The sequence below is a fragment of the Rhodoglobus sp. genome (assembly GCF_053580035.1).
In genome coordinates this window covers 438,102-461,593 of the sequence record NZ_JBMDVL010000001.1, presented here as the reverse complement: position 1 = coordinate 461,593, position 23,492 = coordinate 438,102, and the positions used below count along the sequence as shown (strand labels likewise).

Sequence of the window (23,492 nt, the reverse complement as noted above, 5' to 3'; positions counted from 1 at the left end):
GGTCAGGCTGACTTTAAGGTGTATTCTGTGTTCAGGTCAAGATGACTCTTACTGAAGGGAGTGGCGATGCAGAAGAGCGAACAGCGAATTTCGCTCGCGGTATCAACCGTGATTTTCGCGCTGCGCCCCATCCCCGAATCCGGTCAGAGCGCACTGTGGATCCCTTTGGTTCGCCGCACGCGCGAGCCCTTTGCCAGACAGTGGGCGCTGCCAGGTGGTTGGGTTGACAACGACGAGAGCTTGGCGGATGCCGCGGCTCGCAATCTGCTCGAAACCACCGCGCTCGAACCCGCCTACCTTGAGCAGCTCTACGCCTTTGGCGATGTTGAACGCTCGGTCAGCAGTCGCGTGGTGTCGATCATCTACTGGGCGCTCGTGCGTCAAGAGGAAGCCGAGCGCGCCACCGAGGGAGAGAACGTTCGCTGGTTTGCCGCCGATGACCTTCCTGAGCTTGCCTTCGACCATAACGTCATCATTGACTACGCCCTCTGGCGACTGCGCACCAAGATGGAGTACTCACGAATTGCGCGGGCCTTCCTCGGGGAAACCTTTACGTTGAGTGAGTTGCGACTCGTGCACGAGGCCGTGCTGCAACGGCAACTCGACCCCGCAAACTTTCGCCGCCAAATCGAAAACTCGGGCTCACTGGTGCCCACAAACCACGTTGTCTCGGGTGGGCGTCACCGGCCGCCGAGGCTCTACCGCTATGACGAGGGCGTTGAGCTCGTCGACAACGGCCCGCTCGGCCATCTAAAGACAGGGAGCACTCGTGTCATCCATTGATTCGACAATTCAGCGCATTACCAAGACCGGAGACGGCGAAACCTGCGCTCCTGAGCTAGCGGATGGCCCGTGGACCTTCGACCTCGGTGTGCCGAGCTATGGTCCTGGCGCATCGATGGGCGACGTGATTCCGACGGGAGCACCACGTCAGGGGCAGCTTCCGCTTGAGTACCAGAAGGCATCAAACGAGGATCTGCACGCGCGCATCATTGCCGCAAAGGCGACCCTCGGCGATCGTGCCGTCATCCTCGGTCACTTTTACCAGCGGGATGAAGTTGTGCAGCACGCCGACTTCTTAGGGGACTCTTTCCAACTCGCCAACGCCGCCCAAACCGTGCCGAATGCTGAAGCGATCGTGTTCTGTGGCGTCCACTTCATGGCCGAGACCGCCGACATCCTTGCGCGCTCCGATCAGGCGGTCATCCTGCCCAACCTCGCCGCCGGATGCTCGATGGCCGACATGGCAGACATTGATTCGGTCGAGGAGTGCTGGGAGCAACTCACTGAGGTGTACGGCACCGAGCCGGATGCCGATGGCCGGGTGCCGATCATCCCCGTGACGTACATGAACTCGTCTGCTGCGCTCAAGGGTTTCTGTGGTCGTAATGGTGGAATCGTCTGCACCAGCTCGAACGCGACAACCGTGCTGGAGTGGGCCTACGAGCGCGGTCAGCGCGTGCTGTTCTTCCCCGACCAGCACCTCGGTCGCAACACGGCAAAGAAGATGGGCATTTCGACCGATCTCATGCCGATGTGGAACCCGAACAAGCCCCTCGGTGGCAATGACGCCGCGACGCTCAACGAGGCCAAGGTGGTTCTCTGGCACGGCTTCTGCAGCGTTCACAAGCGCTTCAACGTCGGCCAAATCGAGCAAGCTCGCGCTGACCACCCCGGTGTGCGTGTGATCGTGCACCCCGAGTGCCCGATGCCGGTTGTGGATGCCGCCGATGAGGCCGGATCGACCGACTACATTCAGAAGGCCGTTGCTGCCGCAACCGAGCCGACCACCTTTGCTATCGGCACCGAGATCAACATGGTCAACCGACTCGCGGCGGAATACCCGCAGCACACAATTTTCTGCCTCGACCCAGTGGTCTGCCCGTGCTCGACGATGTACCGCATCCACCCCGGCTACCTCGCGTGGGTGCTCGAGGGACTCGTTCGTGGAGAGGTGCTCAATCAAATCACCGTTCCGGATGATGTAGCGGCGCCCGCGCGGATTGCCCTGGAGCGCATGCTCGCAGCCAAGCCGCCGGCAGCGACGAAAGAGGCATAGCCATGGCACGGGTCATTGTTGTCGGCACGGGAATTGCGGGGCTCATCACCGCCTACCGGGCGAGCGCGCACCACGATGTGGTTCTCGTGACGAAGGCGGAGATGGCGGAGAGCAACACGAAGTACGCCCAGGGTGGTGTTGCTGCAGTGTTGTTCCCCGATGATTCGGTTGCCAGTCACGTCGCGGACACGATGCGGGCAGGCGCCGGCCTCTGCGAGAGGGATGCTGTAGAAGTTCTGTGCAGTGAGGGCCCGTTGCGCGTGCAAGAACTCATCTCTCTCGGGGTTGAGTTTGACCGCATTGCCAATGGTGAGCTTGCTCGCGGCCACGAGGCTGCGCACTCCTCGCGCCGCGTCATTCACGCGGGTGGGGATGCCACAGGTCTCGCGATCGAGGTTGCGTTGTTGCGCGCCGTTCGAGCTCTTGCCGTGGAAACCTACGCGTATACGTTTATGCGCGATCTAGTGACCGAGACGGATGCTGACGGAAAGCCCCGAGTCACCGGAATCGATGTCATTGCTCCCGATGGAAACTCGCGAGTGATCGATGGCGACATTGTTGTTCTTGCTAGCGGTGGGGCGGGTCAGCTTTACAAGCACACCACCAACCCCTTCGTGACGACCGGTGATGGTGTCGCTGCTGCTTACCGTGCGGGTGCAGCTCTCGCCGATGTCGAATTTTTCCAATTTCACCCCACTTCGCTGGCGGTGCCCGGCAATCCGCTCGTCTCAGAAGCCGTTCGCGGTGAAGGTGCAACACTGCTCGACGAACACGGCAAGCGATTCATGTTCGATGTGCACCCCGATGGCGAACTCGCACCCCGCGACGTTGTCGCCCGCGGGATTGCCCGCGCCATGGAGAAGCAAGACGGCCGCCCGATCATGCTCGACGCGACGGCTCTCGGCACCGAGTTTTTGGCACAACGGTTCCCCGGAATCACTGAAGTCTGTACCGAGCATGGCTTCGACTGGGGCACTGAACCCATTCCAGTCACGCCAGCGGCGCACTACTGGATGGGCGGCATCCGCACCGACATCGACGGCCGCACGAGCGTTCGCGGTCTCTACGCGGTTGGCGAAGCATCCTGCACCGGTGTGCACGGCGCTAACCGTCTCGCCTCCAATTCGTTGCTTGAGTCACTCGTCTTTGCATGGCGCGCAGCCGATGCACTCAACGAGCCTCAGCGAGCGATCGAGGTAGACGTTCTCGAGCCACAGTTCGAAATCACGGGCAAAGAACCATTCACTCGCGACCAACTGCGAGAGCTCATGTGGACCCACGTCGGTCTTGAACGCGATGCCTCCCGCCTTGAAGAAGCAGCCACAATCCTCGCGAGCTGGCACTCCGAAGCGAACACCGTCGAGGGTGCCGAAAATGCCAACCTCCTCGACCTGGCGCGCCTCGTCGTTGTTGCTGCGCTGCGTCGCCAAGAGTCTCGCGGCGCTCATGAACGCACCGACTTCCCCGAAACGCGCGAAGAACTCGCATTCTCCACGCGGTGGGCCGCAGTGAACGTGGCAGGAGACTTCATCCCCGCCGAAGATCGCATCGCAGTAGAAGACCAAGCAGAGACGGCCAAGCGATGAATCCCGAACTTGTTGACACTGTCATCCTGATGGCACTCGCCGAAGATGCCCCCTGGGGTGACGTAACGAGCGAAGTTTTTGTACCCGAAACGGCCACCGCAACCGCCGTACTCAACGCCCGCGAACCCGGTGTCGCAAGCGGACTCGAAGTTTTTGCACGCACCTTCCTGCTCGTGGATGCCCACGCCGAGGTAACGCTGCACATCAGCGATGGCGACACGTTCACCGCCGGCCAGCAACTAGCTACCGTCTCGGGTAACGCCCGTGCGGTGTTGCGGGCGGAGCGAATAGCCCTCAACCTCAGCCAGCGGATGTCCGGCATCGCTACCCAGACGGCGGCGTACGTCGCACAGGTGGCGGGTACTCATGCGCGCATTGTCGATACGCGCAAGACGACGCCGGGCCTGCGTGCACTGGAACGTCACGCTGTGCGCTGCGGTGGCGGACATAACCACCGCTTCAGTTTGTCGGATGCCGTGATGGCGAAAGATAACCACCTTGCTGTGCTCGCGGCCGAGGGTATCGATCTGGGTGAAGCTATCCGCCGTGCTCGCGCCCGCATCGGTCACACGACGCACCTTGAGGTTGAAGTTGACCGTCTCGATCAGGTCGAAATGGTTGTTTCGGCTGGCGTCGACACGATCATGCTCGACAACTTTTCGACAGATGACCTTCGCGCCGGTGTTGCGCTGGTTGCCGGCCGCGCCATCGTCGAGGCGAGTGGGGGAGTCAACCTCGATACCGTCGCGGCAATTGCGGCGACCGGTGTTGACGTCATCTCGGTAGGGGCGCTCACTCACAGTGTGCGCTCACTTGACCTTGGTCTCGATATTGCGGTGAGCGCAGCGGCCTGATGATTTTTCTCGACTCAGCAGCAACCACACCGGTGCGCCGCGAGGTGCTCGAAGCGATGTGGCCGCTGCTGACGGGAGACTTCGGTAACCCCTCTAGCCATCACGAGCTGGGAGAGTCCGCGAAACGTGCCCTGGATGCCGCACGCAAGAGCGTTGCTGCCTCGATCGGGTGTCGGGCATCCGATGTCATCTTCACCTCGGGCGGCACGGAGTCAGACAATCTCGCGATCAAAGGGTTGGCGCTCGCTGAGCCTCGCGGGCGTCATATCGTCACGAGTGCCGTTGAGCATGAGGCTGTGCTCGAATCGGTCGACTATCTGAAGCGCATCCACGGATTCGAGGTCACTGTGTTGCCGGTTGACCGCCACGGCCGTGTCGATCTCGCCGAGGTTCGCGAAGCACTGCGCCCAGACACGACTCTGTGCACAATCATGTACGCCAATAACGAGGTCGGTGTTGTTCAGCCCATCCCGGCGATTGCCGAACTGTGCCGCGCCCACGGGGTGCCCATGCATACGGATGCCGTGCAAGCCGCTGGATGGCTCCCTCTCGACCCTGCAGCGCTTGGCGTCGTCGCGCTCAGCCTGTCTGGACACAAGCTAGGGGCGCCAAAAGGAATCGGTGTGCTGATTATCAAGGGCAGCCGCAGTCTTGAGCCTGTGCTGCACGGGGGAGGCCAAGAGCGAGGCAAACGCTCTGGCACCGAAAATATCGCCGGCGCCGTCGGTTTCGCGCATGCGCTGGCGCTCGCCGAAAGCGACCGGGTCGAGCGAGCCGCGCGTATCGCGCAACTGCGAAATGACTTTGTTGCTGACGTGTTGACGCGCGTACCCGACGCGATCTTCACCGGGCCCGCGCTCGGGGCTGCGACAGTCAGTGATGACGACGAGACGGAAAGGCGCGCGCCCGAGCGTCTCCCCAACAATGCTTCATTCTGCTTCCCCGGCACGAGCGGAGAATCGCTCCTGCTCGAACTCGGCCGCGCAGGAATCATCTGCTCTGCAGGCTCAGCGTGCGCTGTCGGCAGCGATGATGCCTCTCACGTTCTTACGGCAATGGGCATTGACGAAGAAATCGCCCAGACCGCGGTGCGCTTCAGCCTCAGCGGGGATACAACCGGCGAGCAACTCGCCGCCGTCGCCGCTGAGATAGAAACCGCCTACCGCGCGGTGCGCTCACTCTCGGGATAGTCCTTCAAGCCCCAGGCAGCTCCGCCAAGCGCAGTGAGAGTCAAGACAGTAGTTGCCACACTCGGAATCCTCGTCGCCCCTGGCTGAATCACGTACTGAATGGTGCGCTCACTCGACGGTTGCGGAGCATGGATGCTCACACCCTCCGGCAGCGTCAGCGACGACAGTGCCAACTGAGGGAGAAGCGCAACCCCAAGGCCGCGCGAGACAAAGCTCAATACGGCGAGAGCGTTATCCGTCTCCAACCCGATCTCGGGCGCGAACCCTTCGAGATTACAGAGGGCAAGTAAATGGCCACGACACAGGGTGCACCCCGCGATCCACGGGTCGTTGGTCAGGTCGGCCAGGCTCACGCTGTCCGCCTTCGCTAGGGGATGAGTGTCGGGCAGTACAAGCACCACCGGCTCCGTAAACAGCGGCACTGTCGTATGGCCGCCATCGCGCGACAAATGCGGGTCAGCCCGGTCTTCCGGATACGAGAACGTGATCGCCACATCCGCAGCCCCATCCCGCAGCAGTTGCAAGGCCTGCGGAGGCTCAGCCTCCACATAATTGACAGTCAAATTCGGATGCTGCTGCCGCAATTGACGAATCAGGGGCGGAATCAGCGTCGACGACGCCGTCGGGAAAGCCGCGATGCGCACTGTTCCACTCGACAAACCGGCCAACTCGGAGAGTTCGGCGCTCGCGGCATCCACGGCATTGAGTACGGTTACGGCGTGGCTGGCGAGAGCGCGACCGGCCTCAGTGAGGCGCACGCCGCGGCCAGAGCGGACGACGAGTGCGAGCCCAATACGAGTCTGCGCGCGCGTGAGGTGTTGGCTCAGTGCCGGTTGGCTGTAGCCGAGGGCACGGGCTGCCTCGCTGATCGTGCCGTGTTCAGAGATGGCGCGAACGATGCGCAGCGTCAGGAGGTCAGGCGTGGTGTCCATAGTAAAAGCATAACCAAATGTGATTCTTTATATCCCAATCATGCTCTTGTCGCATGAATGTCATGCGAGCCATCATGGAGGCATGACCTCCCCAGCGCTCACGAACGCGATTGAAAGTTTCGCGAATACTCGCGGTTACCTTTCCGCCGCCACCATGGGCCTGCCGACGTGTGCCGCCGTCACCGAAATGACCGAAAAGCTGGGGCAGTGGGCCAGAGCCACCTGCAACCCCATGAACTACGGCGATATCGTCGAACGCACCCGAGGCCACTACGCGCGCCTAGTCGGAATCAATGCAGCCCGCGTCGCGATCGGTTCGCAGACCTCGGTTATGGCATCGCTCATTGCGTGCTCACTGCCGACGGGTTCCGAAGTGCTCGTCGTCGAATCCGACTTCACCTCCATCGTGTACCCATTCCTGCAACACCCTGACCTCGTCGTGCGTGCAGTCCCGCTGGCCGAACTTGCGGATGCCATCACCGACAGCACCGCGCTCGTCGCGTTCTCGCTCATCCAATCCTGCAACGGTAAAGTCGCCGACGTTGCGGCAATCACCGCAGCGGCAGCCACCCACGGAGCACGCACTCTCTGCGACATCACCCAGGCCGCCGGCGTTTACCCTGTGGATGCCACCCAATTCGATGCGACTGTCTGCCACGCCTACAAGTGGCTGTGTTCGCCCCGCGGCGTCGCGTTCCTCACGATCTCCGAGGATTTTGCCGAACACGTCACGCCAGTGCAAGCGGGCTGGTATGCGGGAGCGGATGTCTGGGGCAGCGTCTATGGCACCGACATGAAACTTGCTAAGGATGCTCGCCAATACGATGTCTCACCTGCGTGGCAAGCATGGGTGGGGGCCGAGCATCCCATCGCCATGTTCGCCGACCTCGATATCAGCGAAGTCTGGGAGCACTGCACCGGCCTAGCCAACCAACTCTGTGATGCCCTCGGCATCGAACGCCAGAACCAAGCGATCGTGACCTGGCCGGATGAGACGGGCGCAGATCTTGCCAAACTCACGGCCGCCGGAATCACCGCATCCGGTCGCGCTGGCCGGCTCCGCGCTGCATTCCACCTCTGGAATAACGAAGACGACGTCGCGGCGGTTATCGCCGCGCTGCGCGTCTAGCTAAACTGGTCATCCGCCGACCGTGCATCCAGCTCGGCTGACTATTGGAGTTTCTGTGGCTACGCCTAACCCCCTCGACGCCGTTATCAACCTCGCCAAGCGCCGAGGTTTCGTCTTCCAATCGGGAGAGATCTACGGCGGTTCACGCTCAGCCTGGGACTACGGCCCACTGGGAACCGCCCTCAAAGAGAACATCAAAAAGCAGTGGTGGCAGACCTTCGTTCAAGGTCGCGAAGACGTAGTCGGGCTCGACTCCGCTGTCATCCTTCCTCGCAAAGTTTGGGAAGCATCCGGCCACGTCGAGGTCTTCTCTGACCCGCTTGTCGAATCACTGCACACCCACAAGCGTTACCGCGCCGACCACCTTCTTGAAGCCTACGAAGAGAAGCACGGCCACCCTCCCGTGAACGGGCTTGCCGACATCCGCGACCCTGACACCGGCCAGCCCGGATCATGGACCGAACCGCAAAACTTCTCCGGACTCCTCAAGACCTACCTCGGCCCCGTCGACAACGAAGAGGGCATGCACTACCTGCGCCCCGAAACCGCTCAGGGCATCTTCACGAACTTCGCCAACGTCATGGGCGCGGCCCGCATGAAGCCGCCGTTCGGTATCGGCCAAGTTGGCAAGTCATTCCGTAACGAAATCACGCCCGGAAACTTCATTTTCCGTACCCGCGAGTTCGAGCAGATGGAAATGGAATTCTTCGTCGAGCCCGGCACGGACGAAGAGTGGCACCAGACTTGGATCGACGAATCCATGAAGTGGTACACCGACCTCGGCATCAAGCCCGAGAACCTGCGTTTCTACGAGCACGCTCAAGAGAAGTTGTCGCACTACTCCAAGCGAACAGTGGATGTCGAGTACCGTTTCCGCTTTGCTGGCGGAGAGTGGGGCGAACTCATGGGCATCGCCAACCGCACCGACTTTGACCTCCGCACGCACTCGGAAGCTTCAGGCTCAGACCTGTCGTACTTCGACCAAGCCAAGGATGAGCGCTGGACGCCCTACGTCATTGAGCCCGCGTTCGGACTTACCCGTGCTCTCATGGCCTTCCTCATTGATGCCTACGCCGAAGATGAGGCGCCTAACGCCAAGGGTGGTGTCGACAAGCGCACAGTGCTGCGTCTTGACCGTCGCCTCTCGCCGGTAAAGGTTGCCGTTCTGCCGCTATCGCGCAACGAACGCCTTTCGCCGATGGCTCGCAGTATTGCGGCGGACCTCCGCAAGTACTGGAATGTCGACTTCGATGACGCCGGCGCAATTGGCCGTCGTTACCGCCGCCAAGACGAAATCGGTACACCATTCTGTGTCACGATCGACTTCGATTCGCTCGATGACAACGCTGTGACAATTCGTGAGCGCGACTCGATGGAACAGAAGCGTATGCCCATCGAAGAGTTGCGCGGCTACCTCGCGCAAGAGCTCATCGGCTGCTAGCAGTCTCGCGTGGCCCCGGGCGGTATCCGCTCGGGGCCACGCGCACCTGTTTTGCCGTCGCCGGGGCATTCGCGGTGTTCGCGGCGCAGGTTATCCCGCGGTTTCACCGCCGGTTTTGTCCCGAAACTGGTTTTGTCCCGACAGCGTTTTGTCCCGACACCGGTTTTGTCCCGACAGCCGCGTAGTCCCCTTCGGAAATTCAGGAAAACCTGAGTCGCGCGATCCGTGGCCCGGCTGCTTACTTGGCAGTGAGGTGGTGGCTTCGCCAATCTCCTGAGTTTCCGAAGGTTGCAGCTACTCCACCAACGTGAACACAGCCATCCAATGACGGCCGGCGCGCAAGATGCTGGCATACATGGTGGAAGTAGATGCGTTAGTGGACGGTCTGGGTGGAATAGCCCAGAAGCGCCAGCTGGTCGCGCTTGGTGCGAGGGACTGTGACTTGACGCGCGCCGTCAAGGACGGCGTAGTAACGAGAGCGCGGCAAGGTTGGTACACGACTTTGGATATTTCCGAGCCTAGAGTGAGAGCCGTTCGGGTCGGCGGGAGGCTGACCGGCATTTCGGCTATTCGAGATTGGGGCGGGTGGGTTCTCGGCGATCATCCGTTGCATGTTTCTGTTCCGCAAAACGCGGCGCGGCTGCGCAGCCAGTGGAATCGAAGGAAACCGATTGGAACGCGTCGTGGGGTCCAGTTGCATTGGGATCCGCCTACCAGGAGCGATTGGGGAACTGTTTGGTGCGTGAGCGTGTTCGAGGCCCTTCGCCGCGTGATCCTCGATGAGGATCATGAGACGGCGGTCGCAGCTCTCGATTGGGCTCTGCACAGCGAGCGAATCGACCTATTCGACCTCGAGCGGCTGATCATCGACCTCCCCGGCCACAAAAATCGTTTCCGTTCGTGGGCTGACGGTGGATGCGAGAGTCTCCCGGAAAGTCTCGCGCGTACGAGATTGCAGCTTGCGGGGCACAGCGTCGAAATTCAGGTTCCAGTGGGGAGCAAGCGCATTGACATGGTCATTGACGGAATTATCGGTCTCGAGATCAATGGCAGACAGTTTCACGCGCACACTTTTGAGGAAGACCACCTCAAGGGAATCGAGATTACGATCGCTGGGTTCCATGCGATGAGCGTGAGCGCTCAGATGGTGTTCCACCAGTGGGGCTTATTCGAGCAAGCGTTGGACGTCGCGCTTGCGTTGCACTCTTCAGGAGGCCGCCGCGCACGCGGCACGCGCCGCGCACCTTCGGAAACTCAGGACTTTCGACAGGACGGGCCCGAGGAGCCCCGTGTTCTCGGGGCTCCGCAGTCTGCCTCTGCCATATTTCCTGAGTTTCCGAAGGGCGTTGGCGGCGAGCCGCGGGGATTGGCGGGCACAAGCGGGAATAACCGCGCCGCGCAGACGTTGGAGTCACAGTGAATGAAACTGCTGCACACCCGATTGCCCCCGTAAAAGTCGACATCTGGTCGGATGTTCAGTGCCCCTGGTGCTACATCGGAAAGCGGCGCTTTGAAGCCGCTGTCGACAGCTCAGGCGTTGCTGTCGACATCGAGTACCACTCCTTCGAGCTGGCACCTGATACTCCCGTCGAGTACGAAGGCACGCCGATTCAGTTCTTGAGCGAACGCAAAGGGCTCCCCATGCCCCAGGTTGAGGAGATGCTGACCCGCGTCACCGACATCGCAACGAGCCTCGGACTTGATTATGACTACGAGCACATTCACCAAACTAATACAGTGAAAGCCCACGAACTTCTTCACTACGCCAAGGCTCACGGCCGTCAGCTCGAGATGAAGGAACGCCTACTCGAGGCGTACTTTGTGAAGACCGAACACGTTGGCCGGGTCGCTGACCTTGCAGACATTGCAGCATCTATTGGCTTCGATCGCGACGAAGTCGTGAGCGCGCTCGAGTCGAGCGAGTACCTCCCTGCGGTGAAAGCTGACATGGAAGTTGCCATGCAATATGGCATCCAAGGCGTGCCATTCTTTGTGATTGACGGAAAATATGGGGTTTCAGGCGCGCAAGAAAGTGAAACTTTCGCTAACGTTCTCACACAGGTACTTACTGAGAGAGATGCGTAACTAATGGATGCCGCAACGAAGCCAATCCCGACCTTCGCCCTACAGCAGGTTGGTGACCCTAATGTCGGTGTCTGCGAAGGTGATGCCTGCATCGTTGACGATCACCGTTCTCAGGCATTTGTGAACCGTCAGATCGACGAAGGACTCGTCTAAGGCTTCCTGCAAGTGAACCCACATTCACGTCGCGGTCGCGAACAGCATCTGACTAATCCGTGGCGTCAGGATGTTCTACCACGCCGCCCCGCCTAGAGTCCTAGAGCTGATGGCGGACGACATCTACAGTTGGCTCATTACCCACGCGAGCAGATAGCTTCGGCTGTTGCCATCGTCGATGCGATCCTCGTTGAGATTTGCGCTCTCTTGGAGTGCCTGCGCCGCCTCTTCTGGGCCGGCAAGCGCCGTGTACATCAGTAGGTAGTCGCCGAACAGCACGTCGTATCCGTTCGGTGCCGCTTCGGCAAGATTTGTGCGAACTCGTTCGGGATCATCGCCCAGATATCCAGCGATAGGGCTCATGGGTAGTACGAGGATTCCAAGCATGGCGCTCGGTTCGGCGCTGAACCAGGTGGCGTAGTCTCGTTTTCCGCCCCAGTTGAGTGACGCGATGGTGTGGTCGAAGCCGTCGTAAACTTCTGCGCTTGTGTCAAAGTTTGTCCAGTAGGCCAGTGCTGATGCGGTTTCTGCTGAAAGCATCCATTGTGCTTCTGTTGCAAGTTCTGGTTGGTGGCTTGCTTTGGCCCACAACGCTAGTCCGTTCCAGGCGCTGACAGCTTCTGAACTTGATTCTTGATTGTTTCCGGCGGCAAAGGGCGATGTGCCGCTTGCCCAGGAGTGTCCAGCGTAGGCATCGAAGACTCGACGTTCGGGAAAGTAGCTGCTGTCGCCTTGGACGGCGATGTCGGCCGCGAGCAAGTTGATCACGGGCGCCCATTTTTCGACGAGGGCGGGATCGCTGGCGGCCACTACTCCTGCGACGTACAGGAAGTAGCCGTAATGGAAGTGGTGATCGTTGAATTCGTCTGATCCGAAGGAAGCGGCACGTCCGACGATTCCGCGGGCGTCTTCGTCGTAGACGAAACAGCGCTCGGTGCGATTGACGCATCCGTCGGGGGCGGTCCAGATATCCATTTCGCGGACGAGCTGATCTGTGATGGTTGAGGCGAGATCGTCCTCGCCGAGTTGATGGGCGATGTCGAGCATGTTGGCAAGGCGGTACATCCATTTTCCGCCGAAATAGGTGTCAGCGGGGGCGGCGAGCGTGGAGGCGACATCCACTTCTAGTTGTGCCGCGAGCAGAGCCTTGTTCTCGTCGGAAAGGGTCGATAGGTCAAGTGATCCGGTCGGTTTCTGGGTGGGCACCGACCAGGTGAGCTCGGTCACGGTGCAGGCATTTAGTTGCCCGTAGACACTTTTCCAATTGCCGGTGTCGCAGGTTGTGTCGTCTGAGAGCGCGGCATACTGGTGCGGCATGGCGGCCACTATCGTCGCTGCACCATCGGCGGTTGTGTAGGCGATGCTTGTGGTTGTTGTTTCGTCAGCTACCGAGTAACGGATACTCGTGCTCACGATGGGGGATGCCGCGGCTGTCACGTAGTCGTCGAGCGATCCTCCGTCGGCGACGGCGAACCATGTGGCGATTTGGCCGGGGGAGAGTCTGAGTTCGGATCCCGACTCGGTCATTTTTCCGTTGCTGACGAGCCCGTATTGGGTTCCTTCGATCGTGGTGGTCCATGCTTCGGTGCCGGCTGTGAGTGGTTGTCCGAGGGTGACGTTTACTGGTTCGGATGCGGTGAAGCTCACGAACGGGGATCCTTCGGCGATCACTGTTGTGCCGATGTCTTTTCCGCTGATCCTGCTCGCAATCGTGACCGACGCCTCGTCATAGTCGGTTATGGCATAGTCGTCTGCGCCAAAATCGGCCGTTAGCGCGGCAAAGAACCCTCCGGCAATGAGATTCTTGCTGGTGACGACGTTGGGGACTCCGATCGCGAAACCGTTTTCCGTCATCTGGAATCCCAGCGGCAAGGGAAAGACGGGCATTGGCTCAGCGCCGAACACCATTCCGGCGAACCATGTGTTGGTGGGCGGGAGGAGGCCGTCAGCGAGTCGTGCGTGGGGGAGGGCGGTTACCGTTTGTGCCGGCAGTTCTGCGATGAGCGGAGCGACACTACTGTCGGGAAATATAGCGCCAGAGGGGTTAACCGGGGTGGTGGATGCGGTTGTTGCGCTCGTGCATCCGCTGACGGACATGATGACTGTCATCATTGCCAGCAGAGCGAGTTTTCGCTGAGCGCTCGCCACGCGACTACAGGCCGATCTTTCTCAGAAAGTCGGCCATGCCATCAAAGGCTCCGGCCAGGATGCCGTTGTCGCTCAATTGCAGTGTGGCGGTGACGGGCGTTCCGGCTTTCACGAGGCCGTTGAACGCGCCATCGGTGAGGGCATCGCTCTCAACACGGATCGTCGTCTCGGCTTGGCCGTCTACGGTCTGCACGTCGATGGTTGAGACGGAGCCGTCGATGCTTGCGCCATTGGGCAGTAGGAGCGTGACGGGTGCGCTTTCGCCGATGCGGGAGTAGTCCCGCCCGGTGAGTTCGTACTGCGCGACGACCGACAGTGAGCCTGCTTTTTCGATTGTCGCGAGAACCTGCCCTGCCTGAACGAACGATCCGGGCTTTGTTGTGACGTCTCGCACGGTTCCAGAAACGGCAGCTGTAAGGGTGATCATGCCGTCGTCGGTCACCGTGTAAGCGACGGTCTCGGGCTTGAGGAGTCCCTCGGCGAGGTCGGCTTGAAGCGAGGGGCTCTGGAGGGTGAAGAGCACGTCGCCCGCGGTCACTCTTTGGTCGTCTTCGGTGATGAAGCTGCGCACGAGGGTTCCCCCGTAGTCGATGCCGACGGGGTATCGCTCTGCTGCAATTGATGCGGAGACGCTGGTGGCTTGAGCCTGGCGTTGGGTGAAGACGATGGTCAACCCGAACACCAGGGCGAAGACGACGATGAGTCCGACGAATAGTTTGAGGTTGCTGCGCCACGTCATGCTGGAGTTCCGTTCAGGGTGAGGAGGTGTTTAGCCAACCGATGGGTGCGGCTGAGCGAGACATGTTCGCGCATGGCGGCGGCGACGAAGCTGCCCATGATGATCGTGTTTGTGACGTTCCACCCGGTTGCGAGGGTAAGAACGCCATTGTCTATATCTCTGAAGATGGCCACGAATGAGGTCAGGAGCAGGAAGACGAAGAACAGCACTTGGGGAATCATGAAGTTGAACGGTGATGACATTTTCGAACGGTCACCGGTTGCGCTCCACGACTGCTCTTTTCCGGTGAGGACGTTGATGAGTGCCGCGAGGTAGATGGGCGCTGACACGGTTGCGAGCATGAGTGTCTCCCAACGAAACGAGCCCATGGTGTAGAACGCGAGCACAATCTGCATGAGATAGAACCCGGCGTAGAAGAGCACCCAGGTGACGACGGTGGTCGACAAATTCATAGGTCGGAGATCGAAGTAGATTTCGAGTGCGGGGACGACCATTAGTAGAAGGGGACAGATTCCGGTGAGGTAGAAGGATGCAGTCACCAAGTATTGGAGTCGCTGGTCGAGGGTGAGCTTTCGTTTGCGGCTCAAAGGGTTGTGATTGAGCAGAATTTCAAAGCCGCCGGTAGCCCAACGCAATTGTTGTTTCGTGTACGACTCGACAGTGTCGGGAGCATGGCCGACGGCAAGCGTCATCGGGATGAAGATCGTGTGCCACCCGCGCTCGTGGAGCATGAGTGACGTCCACACATCTTCTGACTTGGAGTCGGTGTAAATACCTCCGATGTCGTCGATGGCTGCCCTGCGGAAAATGACATTAGTGCCAACGCAGAATGCGGCATTGAACCGATTTCGTCCGGGCTGAATGAAGCGGTAGAACACCGACTGCATGTAGCCGGCTCCGCGGGAGATGACGTTGTGCAAGTTTCCGTACGTTTGCGGGGTTTGCACGAACGCGACTTCGTTGCTTGAGAAGAAGGGGATGGTTTCGTTGAGGAAGTCGGGCGATGGCACAAAGTCTGCGTCGAAGATCGCGAAGAATCGTCCTTTGGCCAAGCTGAGGGCGTGGTTGACGTTTCCCGCTTTTGCGCCACCGGAGCTGAGTCTGCGCACGTACCGAGCGCCCAGCTCTGCAGCAAGGTCGCGAACTTCGTCAGATCGCCCATCGTCGAGAACCCAGGTGATGTGGGCACCGCGCATTGCTAGCGCGGCGGTCACGGTTTCGCGAATGACGTGAACGGGTTCGCCATAGGTGGTGATGAAGACGTCGGTGGTCGCTTCGGTCTCATCGAGGTACATGGTCCAGAGGGATGGCGAGTTTGTTAGCCCATCGCGCAGAATGTCGCGATCGTGAAACAGCTTGGATTTCGCGTCGTGAAATGCAAAGCCACGAGGGTCTTGCGAAGCCGAAAGAATTGTCCACATGGACAGCAGTGCCTGAAGGATGAGGATCGTTTCGGCAATGATGACGAGCGTGTACGGCAGCCAGTCTCCACGACTTGCGGGGTTAAGCAGGAATGATGCGTAGGCAAGGATGCCGAGGGTCGCGATCATCACGAGGATCACGAGCGATGGTGACTGTGCTTTTACTGGTTCGGTGATGCGCGGAGCGGGTGAACCTTCTGGGGTTGCTCGTGCGGTTGCTCGCGCAGTCGCCTCAAGGCGAGATTGCAGGGTCGCCATTCTGGCTTCTTTCGGGAGAAGTGTTCTGCGACGCAGCACGAGTAACACTCACCATGACGTGGTCGGATGCGCGGAGGGTAATGAATGCGACCGGATTGTCACAGCGGCATCATTGACGTGCATACAGGTAGGCCGTGCGACGGGGTAGGTCGCAGGCCTGAGAAATCAGTGCTTCAATAACTCGGGTGGGGCGGGTTTCGCGGGTGGGGCGGGTTTCGCGGGTCAGGCGGGTTGTTGGCCCTACCGTACGGCAGGGAGTTGCCCCTCAACAGGGGGTAGCCAAGAGAAAAGGCAATTGTTTACTTTCTCTTAGCGTGTTCGTAACATGGGCGGCTTATCCGACGAAGCCGCGGCCCGACCATTCGATGATTTCTGCTGCGGTCGCGTGCTCTGGTGCCGCCTTGGCGACTCGTGAGGGAACTTGCGTTAGCGGCACTGTTGTTGGGCGTGCCGGTAGTGACTGGTGATGTCCGTCCCGGGCATTGAAGCGTCTATTGATGAGTGCACCGAGGATGGCGCCGATTCCGAATCCGAGCGGAAGCAGAAGCAGGTAGCCGGTTGGATCGGTTTCGGCTGCAGTGCCGAGTGCCAGCGTCGCTGCTACACCGACAACGGCACCGATCGTGATGGCGACCCACCAGCGCTGGAGCCGTGCGTTCTCTTTGTCCCACGCTCTCTGAGCGCGAAGCTGTTCGAGGGCTTGTTCACCTTCAGCTTCGCTTACCCACGTTCGTCCTTCGAAGCGAAACACATTGGGGTGGTTGTCGAGTGCCATTATTCGGTTCCTGCTTCGGTTGTGATGTCGGCGAGGGTGGCGTCGAGTCCACTGATGAGATCATCGGCAACCACCCAGACGGTGTAGCCGTGGTCTCCTGATCCCATCGAGACTCGTTTGCCGGCGATGCGTTCGTCGGCGAACACAGGCCAGGCGGTGCTGCTGCCGAGTGGTGTGATGGTGCCGCGCGCAAATCCGGTGGCCTCGAGCGCGAGGGAGGCTTCGGGCATCCGCAACTTATTGACACCGACGACGGCCCGCAGTTTGGGCCAAGAGATTTGGCGGTCGCCGGGAACCAAGGCAAAGAGGTAGCTGCCGTCACTGCGCTTGACGACGAGCGACTTGACGATTTCGGCTGGGGTAATGCCGAGCAGCTCGGCGGCGTGCTCGAGTGAGGTGGCTGGTGCGCGTTCGACGATCTCGATTGGGATGCCGCGGCGCTCGGCATCGTCGCGAACGCGGTCGGTTCCTGCCGTCATTAGGGGCCTTCCGGTATGCGCACCGCCGGTTCAGGCGCGACATGGGACAATTGATGTGTGACTATTCTTGCCCCTGCCGACCCGCGTGTCGCGCCACAGCTCTCAATCGGTAACCTCGACCTCGATGTTCCGGTCGTTTTGGCGCCAATGGCCGGCATCACCAACACCGCTTTTCGCCGGCTCTGTCGCGAATACGGCGCTGGCCTGTACGTCAGCGAAATGATCACGAGCCGAGCTCTCGTCGAGCGCACGCCCGAAAGCATGCGACTCATCACGCACCACGAGTCAGAGACGACGCGCAGCATCCAGCTCTATGGGGTTGACCCTAAGACGGTGTCTGAAGCGGTCACGATGTTGGTCGCCGAAGACCGTGCAGACCACATTGACTTGAACTTCGGATGCCCCGTTCCCAAGGTCACTCGCAAGGGCGGGGGAGCGGCGCTCCCGTGGAAGATCGATTTGTTCCGGGAGATCGTTGAAGGTGCCGTGAAAGCTGCCGGCGATGTTCCGTTGACGATCAAGATGCGCAAGGGCATCGATTCTGACCATTTGACGTATCTCGAGGCTGCTCGCGTTGGCGCGGGCGCCGGCGTCGCCAGCATCGCTTTGCATGCGCGCACGGCTGCCGAGTTCTATTCCGGTACCGCCGACTGGTCAGCGATCGAAAAGCTCAAGAACACCATCACCGATACACCGATTCTTGGCAACGGTGACATTTGGAGTGCAGCCGATGCTTTGCGCATGGTCGATGAGACCGGATGCGACGGAGTCGTTGTTGGTCGCGGTTGCCTCGGTCGTCCGTGGCTCTTCGGTGACCTCGCTGCGGCGTTCCGAGGAGAGTCGCTCAAGGCGGAGCCAACACTCGGCGAAGTTGCCATCGCGTTCAAGCGTCATGCCGAACTGCTGGTGGAATTCTTCGGCGATGAGGATCGCGCGTGCCGCGACATCCGCAAGCATGTCGCTTGGTATTTTAAGGGCTATGCGGTCGGTGGCGAGTTGCGTGCGGCGATGGCGACCGTGCACGACCTGGCTCAGCTAGACGAATTGCTTGCTCAGCTTGACTGGAACCAGCAGTACCCTGGTGCTGACGCTGAGGGCCAACGTGGTCGTGCGGGAACCCCGAAAAAGCCATCGCTTCCGCAGGGCTGGCTCGATAGCCGCGAACTGCAGGAGACACACCGTAGTGAACTCAACCAAGCAGAATTGAGCACCAGTGGCGGCTAAGGGCTACACAGAGGCTGACGCCGAGCGTTGGTTTCCCGAGCAGCATTCGAGTCGTCGTAGCGATTTTGCGCGCGACCGTGCGCGAGTGCTTCATTCGAGCGCGCTGCGCCGTCTAGCCGCAAAGACTCAGGTCTTGAGCCCCACGATGGGCACCGACTTTGCCCGCAACCGTCTCACTCACTCGCTCGAGGTTGCCCAGGTGGGCCGCGAGCTTGCCGACAGCCTCGGTCTCGACCCCGATGTGGTCGACACTGCGTGCCTTTCTCACGACCTCGGGCATCCGCCTTTCGGCCACAACGGTGAGCGAGCCTTGAACGAATGGGCGCAAGACATTGGTGGCTTCGAGGGCAACGCTCAAACCCTGCGTCTGTTGACTCGCATCGAGCCCAAAGTTTTTGGTCCCGATGGCCGCAGCTATGGGCTTAATCTCACCCGCGCGAGTTTGGATGCGAGCACAAAGTATCCGTGGCCAAGCGCGCAGGGCATCCCTGACCCGAGTGGTCGCAGCAAATATGGATTCTTTGACGATGACACTGCCGCGTTTAAGTGGTTGCGAGCTGGTGCCCCTGATCGCCAGCGCTGCATCGAAGCCCAAGTGATGGATCTCTCGGACGACATCGCCTACTCAGTTCACGACTTTGAGGATGCCATTGTTGGCGACTTTGTGGATGTGACGGCGCTCGGCGCCAGAGTAAATCACGACGATCTTGTGAAGTCGATGTTTGCGTGGATAGGTGGCGAGTTCACGCACGATGAACTGATCGCGGCGTTCGATCGCCTCGACCTGCTTGATCCGTGGATCGATCAGTGGGATGGCAGTCGGGCAGCCCATGGTCGGCTCAAGAATCTGACGAGTCAGCTCATTGGCCGATTTGCAGGTGCTGCCGTCCAGGCCACACGCGAGGCATATCCCACAGACGCTCTGGCACGATTCGGGGGAAGCCTCATCATTCCCCAAGAGATTCAGGCGGAGATTGCGGTGCTCAAGGGGATCGTTGCCGCCTTTGTGATGTCGACGAACGCTCGCCGACCGATCTACCAGCAACAGCGCGATGTACTCACCGAGCTGGCCGATGTGTTGTTGTGGACAGCTCCCCGCAATCTCGATTCCGGGTTCACTGCCGATTGGAATTCCGCTGAGAACGATCACCAACGCAAGCGGGCCGTAGTAGATCAGGTGGCGAGCCTCACCGATCAGTCCGCGATTGCGTGGCATACACGCCTAGTTGGCTAGAGTCACACCGCGGTAAGCCTACAATTACGATTGTGGCTGGCCTTATCAAGAGAAGCGATATCGACGAGGTGCGTTCGCGCACCAATCTCGCCGACATTGTTGGCGACTACGTCGCTCTCAAGAGTGCTGGTTCCGGTTCGATGAAGGGATTGTGCCCTTTTCACGAAGAGCGCAGCCCCAGTTTTCATGTTCGGCCTCAGGTCGGTTTCTACCACTGCTTTGGTTGTGGAGAAGGCGGTGACGTTTTCACGTTCCTGCAGCGCATGGACCATGTCTCCTTCTCCGAAGCAGTTGAGCGCCTCGCCGGCCGGATCAGCTATGAACTTCACTATGAGGACGGCGGCGCTGCAACTGATCACGGCAATCGTGCCCGCATTCTTGCTGCTAATCAGGCGGCATCCGACTTCTTCGTTGCCAAGTTGTCAACTCCAGAAGCGGCACCGGGGCGCACGTTCTTGGGTGAACGTGGTTTCGATCAGTCGGCAGCCGAGCGCTTTGGCATTGGTTTCGCTCCTCGTGGCGGCGTTCTCGCGAAGCACCTGAACTCATTGGGGTTTACCTCGGATGAGCTCGTCATCGCTGGGCTCATTGGCAAGGGGGAGCGCGGCGACTACTACGACAGGTTCCGGGGGCGACTGGTGTGGCCCATTCGCGATGTCACCGGCCAGACTCTCGGTTTTGGTGCGCGTCGGCTTCTCGACGACGACAAGGGCCCCAAGTATCTGAATACTCCCGAAACTCCCGTTTATCACAAGAGCCAGGTGCTCTACGGTCTCGATCTTGCCAAAAAAGACATCTCGCGCAGCAAGCAGATCGTGGTTGTTGAGGGCTACACCGATGTCATGGCCTGCCATCTTGCCGGAGTGACGACCGCCGTTGCTACCTGTGGCACCGCTTTTGGCGTTGACCACATCAAGATTGTGCGTCGGATGATCGGCGACTACGACAACGCAGACACCACAGCTACCGGCGAAGTGATTTTCACCTTCGACCCGGATGAGGCTGGCCAGAAAGCGGCGAACCGCGCGTTCGCTGAGGAACACCGCTTCGCTGCACAAACTTTTGTTGCTGTTGCCTCTGACGGTCTTGATCCCTGCGATTTGAGGCTCAAGAAGGGGGATGGCGCAGTGCGTCGCCTCGTGAGCACGCGCAAGCCCATGTTTGAGTTCAAGATCCGCCGCGAGCTGGCTGTTCATGACCTTGAGACTGTCGAGGGTCGCGTGGCTGCGCTGCGGGCTGCAGCTCCTGTAGTGGCGGGGATTCGGGATCAAGCGCTTGGTGTTGGCTATGTGCGCAGCGTTGCGGGTTGGCTGGGGATGGAACCGAGCGAAGTTCAGAGTGCGGTGACATCGGCGAAGCGTCAGGCGCCGAGCGCTGCTTCGGCGACCGCTGCGACAAATTCGCGTGCTGGTGAGAGTGCACCGGAGAGTTCGAACGCACGCAATGGCGCTGGCTCCGCTGCTTCGTCGGGAGAACCACCTCAGGAGCAGGGCCCGTCGATCATGAGCCTGAAAACAGACGCAACCACGCGGTTGGAGCGCGATGCGCTGATGGCAGTACTGCAGCATCCGGATGTCGTTGGTGACGAACTCATCCGCAAACTGACTCAGATTTCGTTTGCCGACAACACCCTCGCTGTTGTGCGGGATGCGATCGCTTCGCTGGTGGATCGAGCGCTACTACCTGGTTGGGCTTCGGCGGTTGCCGATGAGGTTCCGCAGTCGTTCTCGACCTTTGTGAAGCAATTGAGTGTCGCGCCGATTCCTGAGCGTGAAGAACGCATCCCGGTGTATTGCGTTCAGATCACGACCGATCTGGTTGAGCGCGACCTTTTGCGCCAAAAGCGGGAGCTTCTCGGCGTGCTTCAGCGCATGGACCGGGAGAGTGATCCTGAGCGTTATGTGCAGACCCAGCGTGACCTGATGAGGATCGAAGCAGAGCGTCGTGCCCTGCGCGAAGACTCCTAGTTTTCCTCGCTTGGTTGCGTTCGTGTAAATATCGTTCATTTGGGTACCAACAACGTAGTGCTTGCCGGCCAATTTGTGTTTCCATTGGTGAACTACGATGCGCGGCGCCTACAAACGCGCCGTCGCATTTTCTGCACGCAACAGGAAGAGGTAGACGGATATGACATCCGCATCCAAGAACAGCAAGCGAGTCCTTGCTGTAGTTGCCGGTTCAGCAGCGTTCGCGCTCGCTTTGACTGGCTGCCAAGCTGGGGGAGATTCCTCCGGCGGTGGCGGTTCTGAGTCGCTTATCGTGGGCACGACTGACAAGGTCACGTTCCTCGACCCGGCCGGTTCGTACGACAACGGTTCGTTTGCACTAATGAACCAGGTTTTCCCGTTCCTGCTCAACTCGCCGCTCGGCACTTCCGATGTTGAACCTGACATTGCAGAATCTGCTGAGTACACGAGCGATGATGAGTACACGGTTGTGCTCAAGTCGGGCTTGAAATTCGCTAATGGCAATGACTTGACGTCTTCTGACGTGAAGTTCAGCTTCGACCGCCAGGTCGCAATCAATGACGAAAATGGACCTTCGGTTCTTCTCGGCAACATTGACAGCGTTGACGCCGTTGACGACACCACCGTGGTCTTCCACTTGAAGAACGGCAACGACCAGACGTTCGCACAGATTCTGTCGAGCCCTGCTGCGCCGATCGTTGACGAAGAGGTGTTCTCGGCTGACTCCGTTACTCCCGATGCTGACATCGTTGATGGCATGGCCTTCGCCGGCCAGTACGTCATCGACAGCTATGACTTCAACAACATTGTTGCTTTCAAGGCCAACCCTGACTACCAGGGTGTTCTTGGCGCTGCGAAGACCGACAGCATCACTCTTAAGTACTACACCGATGCTTCGAACCTGAAGCTCGATGTTCAAGAGGGAAACATTGATGTCGCGCACCGTAGCCTTTCGGCAACGGACGTCGCTGACCTCGAGGGCAATGACAACGTCAATGTCGTCGTTGGCCCCGGTGGAGAGATCCGCTACATCGTGTTCAACTTCGACACCCAGCCGTTCGGTGCTGCGACTCCTGAGGCTGACGCCGCGAAGTCGCTTGCTGTTCGTGGAGCCGTCGCTGACCTCATCAACCGTCAGGAAATCTCTGACCAGGTTTACAAGGGCACCTACCTGCCCCTGTACTCCTACGTTCCTGACGGACTCACCGGTGCAACCGAGGTTCTCAAGGACCTCTACGGCGATGGTGAAGGTGGACCGAGCGTCGACGCAGCGAAGAAGCGTCTTGCTGATGCCGGAGTGGAAACTCCTGTGACACTCAACCTGCAGTACAACCCAGACCACTACGGTGAGTCCTCGGGTGACGAGTACGCGCTTGTTGAGAGCCAGCTCGAAGCTGACGGTATCTTCGACGTCAACCTGCAGTCGACTGAGTGGGTTACGTACGCCAAGGAGCGCACGGCAGATGCTTACCCCGCTTACCAGCTGGGTTGGTTCCCTGACTACTCCGATGCTGACAACTACCTGACCCCGTTCTTCGGTGATGGTAACTTCCTCGGAAACCACTACGCGGATGCTGAAGTCAACGATCTGATCGTTGCTCAAGCAACCGAACTCGACCCTGCCACGCGTGAGGGAATGATCGAGGAAATCCAGGCGAAGGTTGCGGCTCAGCTGTCAACCGTTCCGTTCCTTCAGGGAGCGCAGATCGCTGTGACTGGCAAGGACGTTACCGGAGCTACGCTCGATGGTTCGTTCAAGTTCCGTTACGGTAGCTTGGCAAAATAGGGGCATTTCGCTCTAGTTAGACCTTTGTCTAA

20 protein-coding genes are annotated in these 23,492 nt (G+C 59.8%); 14 read left to right on the top strand and 6 right to left on the bottom strand.

Annotation, left to right across the window (positions count from 1 at the left end; translation table 11 throughout):
- Nucleotides 1–66 precede the first annotated feature (66 nt).
- From ACOH1Z_RS02230 to ACOH1Z_RS02210, 5 genes are read left to right on the top strand one after another with little or no spacing between them, the layout of a single operon-like run.
- The gene (locus tag ACOH1Z_RS02230; protein ID WP_449646863.1) at nucleotides 67–783 is read left to right on the top strand and encodes an NUDIX hydrolase; all 717 of its coding nucleotides are present in this window, start codon (nucleotides 67–69) and stop codon (nucleotides 781–783) included.
- Entirely contained in the window at nucleotides 770–2,059 is a 1,290-nt protein-coding gene (nadA, locus tag ACOH1Z_RS02225) for a quinolinate synthase NadA (protein ID WP_449646862.1), read from the top strand. Before ACOH1Z_RS02230 ends, nadA begins: the two co-directional genes overlap by 14 nt.
- Nucleotides 2,060–2,061: 2 nt before the next feature.
- Nucleotides 2,062–3,645 (top strand): L-aspartate oxidase, encoded by a 1,584-nt coding sequence (gene nadB / locus ACOH1Z_RS02220; RefSeq protein WP_449646861.1) that lies wholly within the window; start codon nucleotides 2,062–2,064, stop codon nucleotides 3,643–3,645.
- Nucleotides 3,642–4,499 (top strand): carboxylating nicotinate-nucleotide diphosphorylase, encoded by an 858-nt coding sequence (nadC, locus tag ACOH1Z_RS02215; RefSeq protein ID WP_449646860.1) that lies wholly within the window; start codon nucleotides 3,642–3,644, stop codon nucleotides 4,497–4,499. Before nadB ends, nadC begins: the two co-directional genes overlap by 4 nt.
- The gene (locus ACOH1Z_RS02210; RefSeq protein ID WP_449646859.1) at nucleotides 4,499–5,689 is read left to right on the top strand and encodes a cysteine desulfurase family protein; all 1,191 of its coding nucleotides are present in this window, start codon (nucleotides 4,499–4,501) and stop codon (nucleotides 5,687–5,689) included. The genes nadC and ACOH1Z_RS02210 overlap by 1 nt, the downstream gene beginning before the upstream one ends.
- On the opposite strand, the gene ACOH1Z_RS02205 is transcribed toward ACOH1Z_RS02210, so the two are convergent.
- Nucleotides 5,659–6,621, bottom strand: a complete 963-nt coding sequence (locus tag ACOH1Z_RS02205; protein WP_449646858.1) for a LysR family transcriptional regulator — start codon at nucleotides 6,619–6,621, stop codon at nucleotides 5,659–5,661. The genes ACOH1Z_RS02210 and ACOH1Z_RS02205 overlap by 31 nt on opposite strands.
- Before the next feature lie 82 nt (nucleotides 6,622–6,703).
- On the opposite strand from ACOH1Z_RS02205, the gene ACOH1Z_RS02200 reads away from it, so the two are divergent.
- The 5 genes from ACOH1Z_RS02200 (at nucleotide 6,704) to ACOH1Z_RS02180 (ending at nucleotide 11,429) form a co-directional block, all read left to right on the top strand.
- Nucleotides 6,704–7,750 (top strand): aminotransferase class V-fold PLP-dependent enzyme, encoded by a 1,047-nt coding sequence (locus ACOH1Z_RS02200; protein ID WP_449646857.1) that lies wholly within the window; start codon nucleotides 6,704–6,706, stop codon nucleotides 7,748–7,750.
- Nucleotides 7,751–7,805: 55 nt separating this feature from the next.
- Entirely contained in the window at nucleotides 7,806–9,191 is a 1,386-nt protein-coding gene (locus ACOH1Z_RS02195; RefSeq protein ID WP_449646856.1) for a glycine--tRNA ligase, read from the top strand.
- A 742-nt stretch (nucleotides 9,192–9,933) separates the two neighbouring features.
- Nucleotides 9,934–10,611 carry a putative endonuclease domain-containing protein gene (locus tag ACOH1Z_RS02190; RefSeq protein WP_449646855.1) on the top strand — a complete coding sequence of 226 codons (678 nt, stop codon included), beginning with the start codon at nucleotides 9,934–9,936 and terminating at the stop codon, nucleotides 10,609–10,611.
- A complete protein-coding gene (locus tag ACOH1Z_RS02185; protein ID WP_449646854.1) occupies nucleotides 10,608–11,276 on the top strand; it encodes a DsbA family oxidoreductase in 669 nt (222 codons plus the stop codon). Before ACOH1Z_RS02190 ends, ACOH1Z_RS02185 begins: the two co-directional genes overlap by 4 nt.
- A gap of 3 nt (nucleotides 11,277–11,279) precedes the next feature.
- A complete protein-coding gene (locus ACOH1Z_RS02180; RefSeq protein WP_449625371.1) occupies nucleotides 11,280–11,429 on the top strand; it encodes a hypothetical protein in 150 nt (49 codons plus the stop codon).
- Nucleotides 11,430–11,552: 123 nt separating this feature from the next.
- Here the strand turns inward: ACOH1Z_RS02180 and ACOH1Z_RS02175 are convergent, their stop codons facing one another.
- From ACOH1Z_RS02175 to ACOH1Z_RS02155, 5 genes are all read right to left on the bottom strand, one after another.
- On the bottom strand, nucleotides 11,553–13,577 hold the full coding sequence (locus tag ACOH1Z_RS02175) for a glycosyl hydrolase (protein ID WP_449646853.1): 2,025 nt from the start codon (nucleotides 13,575–13,577) through the stop codon (nucleotides 11,553–11,555).
- A gap of 4 nt (nucleotides 13,578–13,581) precedes the next feature.
- Complete coding sequence (locus tag ACOH1Z_RS02170) at nucleotides 13,582–14,316, bottom strand: efflux RND transporter periplasmic adaptor subunit (RefSeq protein ID WP_449646852.1); 735 nt, start codon at nucleotides 14,314–14,316, stop codon at nucleotides 13,582–13,584.
- Nucleotides 14,313–15,995, bottom strand: a complete 1,683-nt coding sequence (locus ACOH1Z_RS02165; RefSeq protein ID WP_449646851.1) for a glycosyltransferase family 2 protein — start codon at nucleotides 15,993–15,995, stop codon at nucleotides 14,313–14,315. The genes ACOH1Z_RS02170 and ACOH1Z_RS02165 overlap by 4 nt, the downstream gene beginning before the upstream one ends.
- Before the next feature lie 334 nt (nucleotides 15,996–16,329).
- The gene (locus tag ACOH1Z_RS02160) at nucleotides 16,330–16,770 is read right to left on the bottom strand and encodes a hypothetical protein (RefSeq protein WP_449646850.1); all 441 of its coding nucleotides are present in this window, start codon (nucleotides 16,768–16,770) and stop codon (nucleotides 16,330–16,332) included.
- Complete coding sequence (locus ACOH1Z_RS02155; RefSeq protein WP_449646849.1) at nucleotides 16,770–17,249, bottom strand: aminoacyl-tRNA deacylase; 480 nt, start codon at nucleotides 17,247–17,249, stop codon at nucleotides 16,770–16,772. Before ACOH1Z_RS02155 ends, ACOH1Z_RS02160 begins: the two co-directional genes overlap by 1 nt.
- Nucleotides 17,250–17,306: 57 nt before the next feature.
- On the opposite strand from ACOH1Z_RS02155, the gene dusB reads away from it, so the two are divergent.
- From dusB to ACOH1Z_RS02135, 4 genes are all read left to right on the top strand, one after another.
- Nucleotides 17,307–18,473: a tRNA dihydrouridine synthase DusB gene (dusB, locus tag ACOH1Z_RS02150; RefSeq protein WP_449646848.1), complete on the top strand. Its 1,167-nt coding sequence runs from the start codon at nucleotides 17,307–17,309 to the stop codon at nucleotides 18,471–18,473.
- The gene (locus tag ACOH1Z_RS02145; protein ID WP_449646847.1) at nucleotides 18,463–19,707 is read left to right on the top strand and encodes a deoxyguanosinetriphosphate triphosphohydrolase; all 1,245 of its coding nucleotides are present in this window, start codon (nucleotides 18,463–18,465) and stop codon (nucleotides 19,705–19,707) included. The genes dusB and ACOH1Z_RS02145 overlap by 11 nt, the downstream gene beginning before the upstream one ends.
- Nucleotides 19,708–19,739: 32 nt before the next feature.
- The gene (gene dnaG, locus ACOH1Z_RS02140; protein ID WP_449646846.1) at nucleotides 19,740–21,674 is read left to right on the top strand and encodes a DNA primase; all 1,935 of its coding nucleotides are present in this window, start codon (nucleotides 19,740–19,742) and stop codon (nucleotides 21,672–21,674) included.
- Nucleotides 21,675–21,834: 160 nt separating this feature from the next.
- Nucleotides 21,835–23,460: an ABC transporter substrate-binding protein gene (locus ACOH1Z_RS02135; protein ID WP_449646845.1), complete on the top strand. Its 1,626-nt coding sequence runs from the start codon at nucleotides 21,835–21,837 to the stop codon at nucleotides 23,458–23,460.
- The last annotated feature ends 32 nt before the right edge of the window (nucleotides 23,461–23,492 follow it).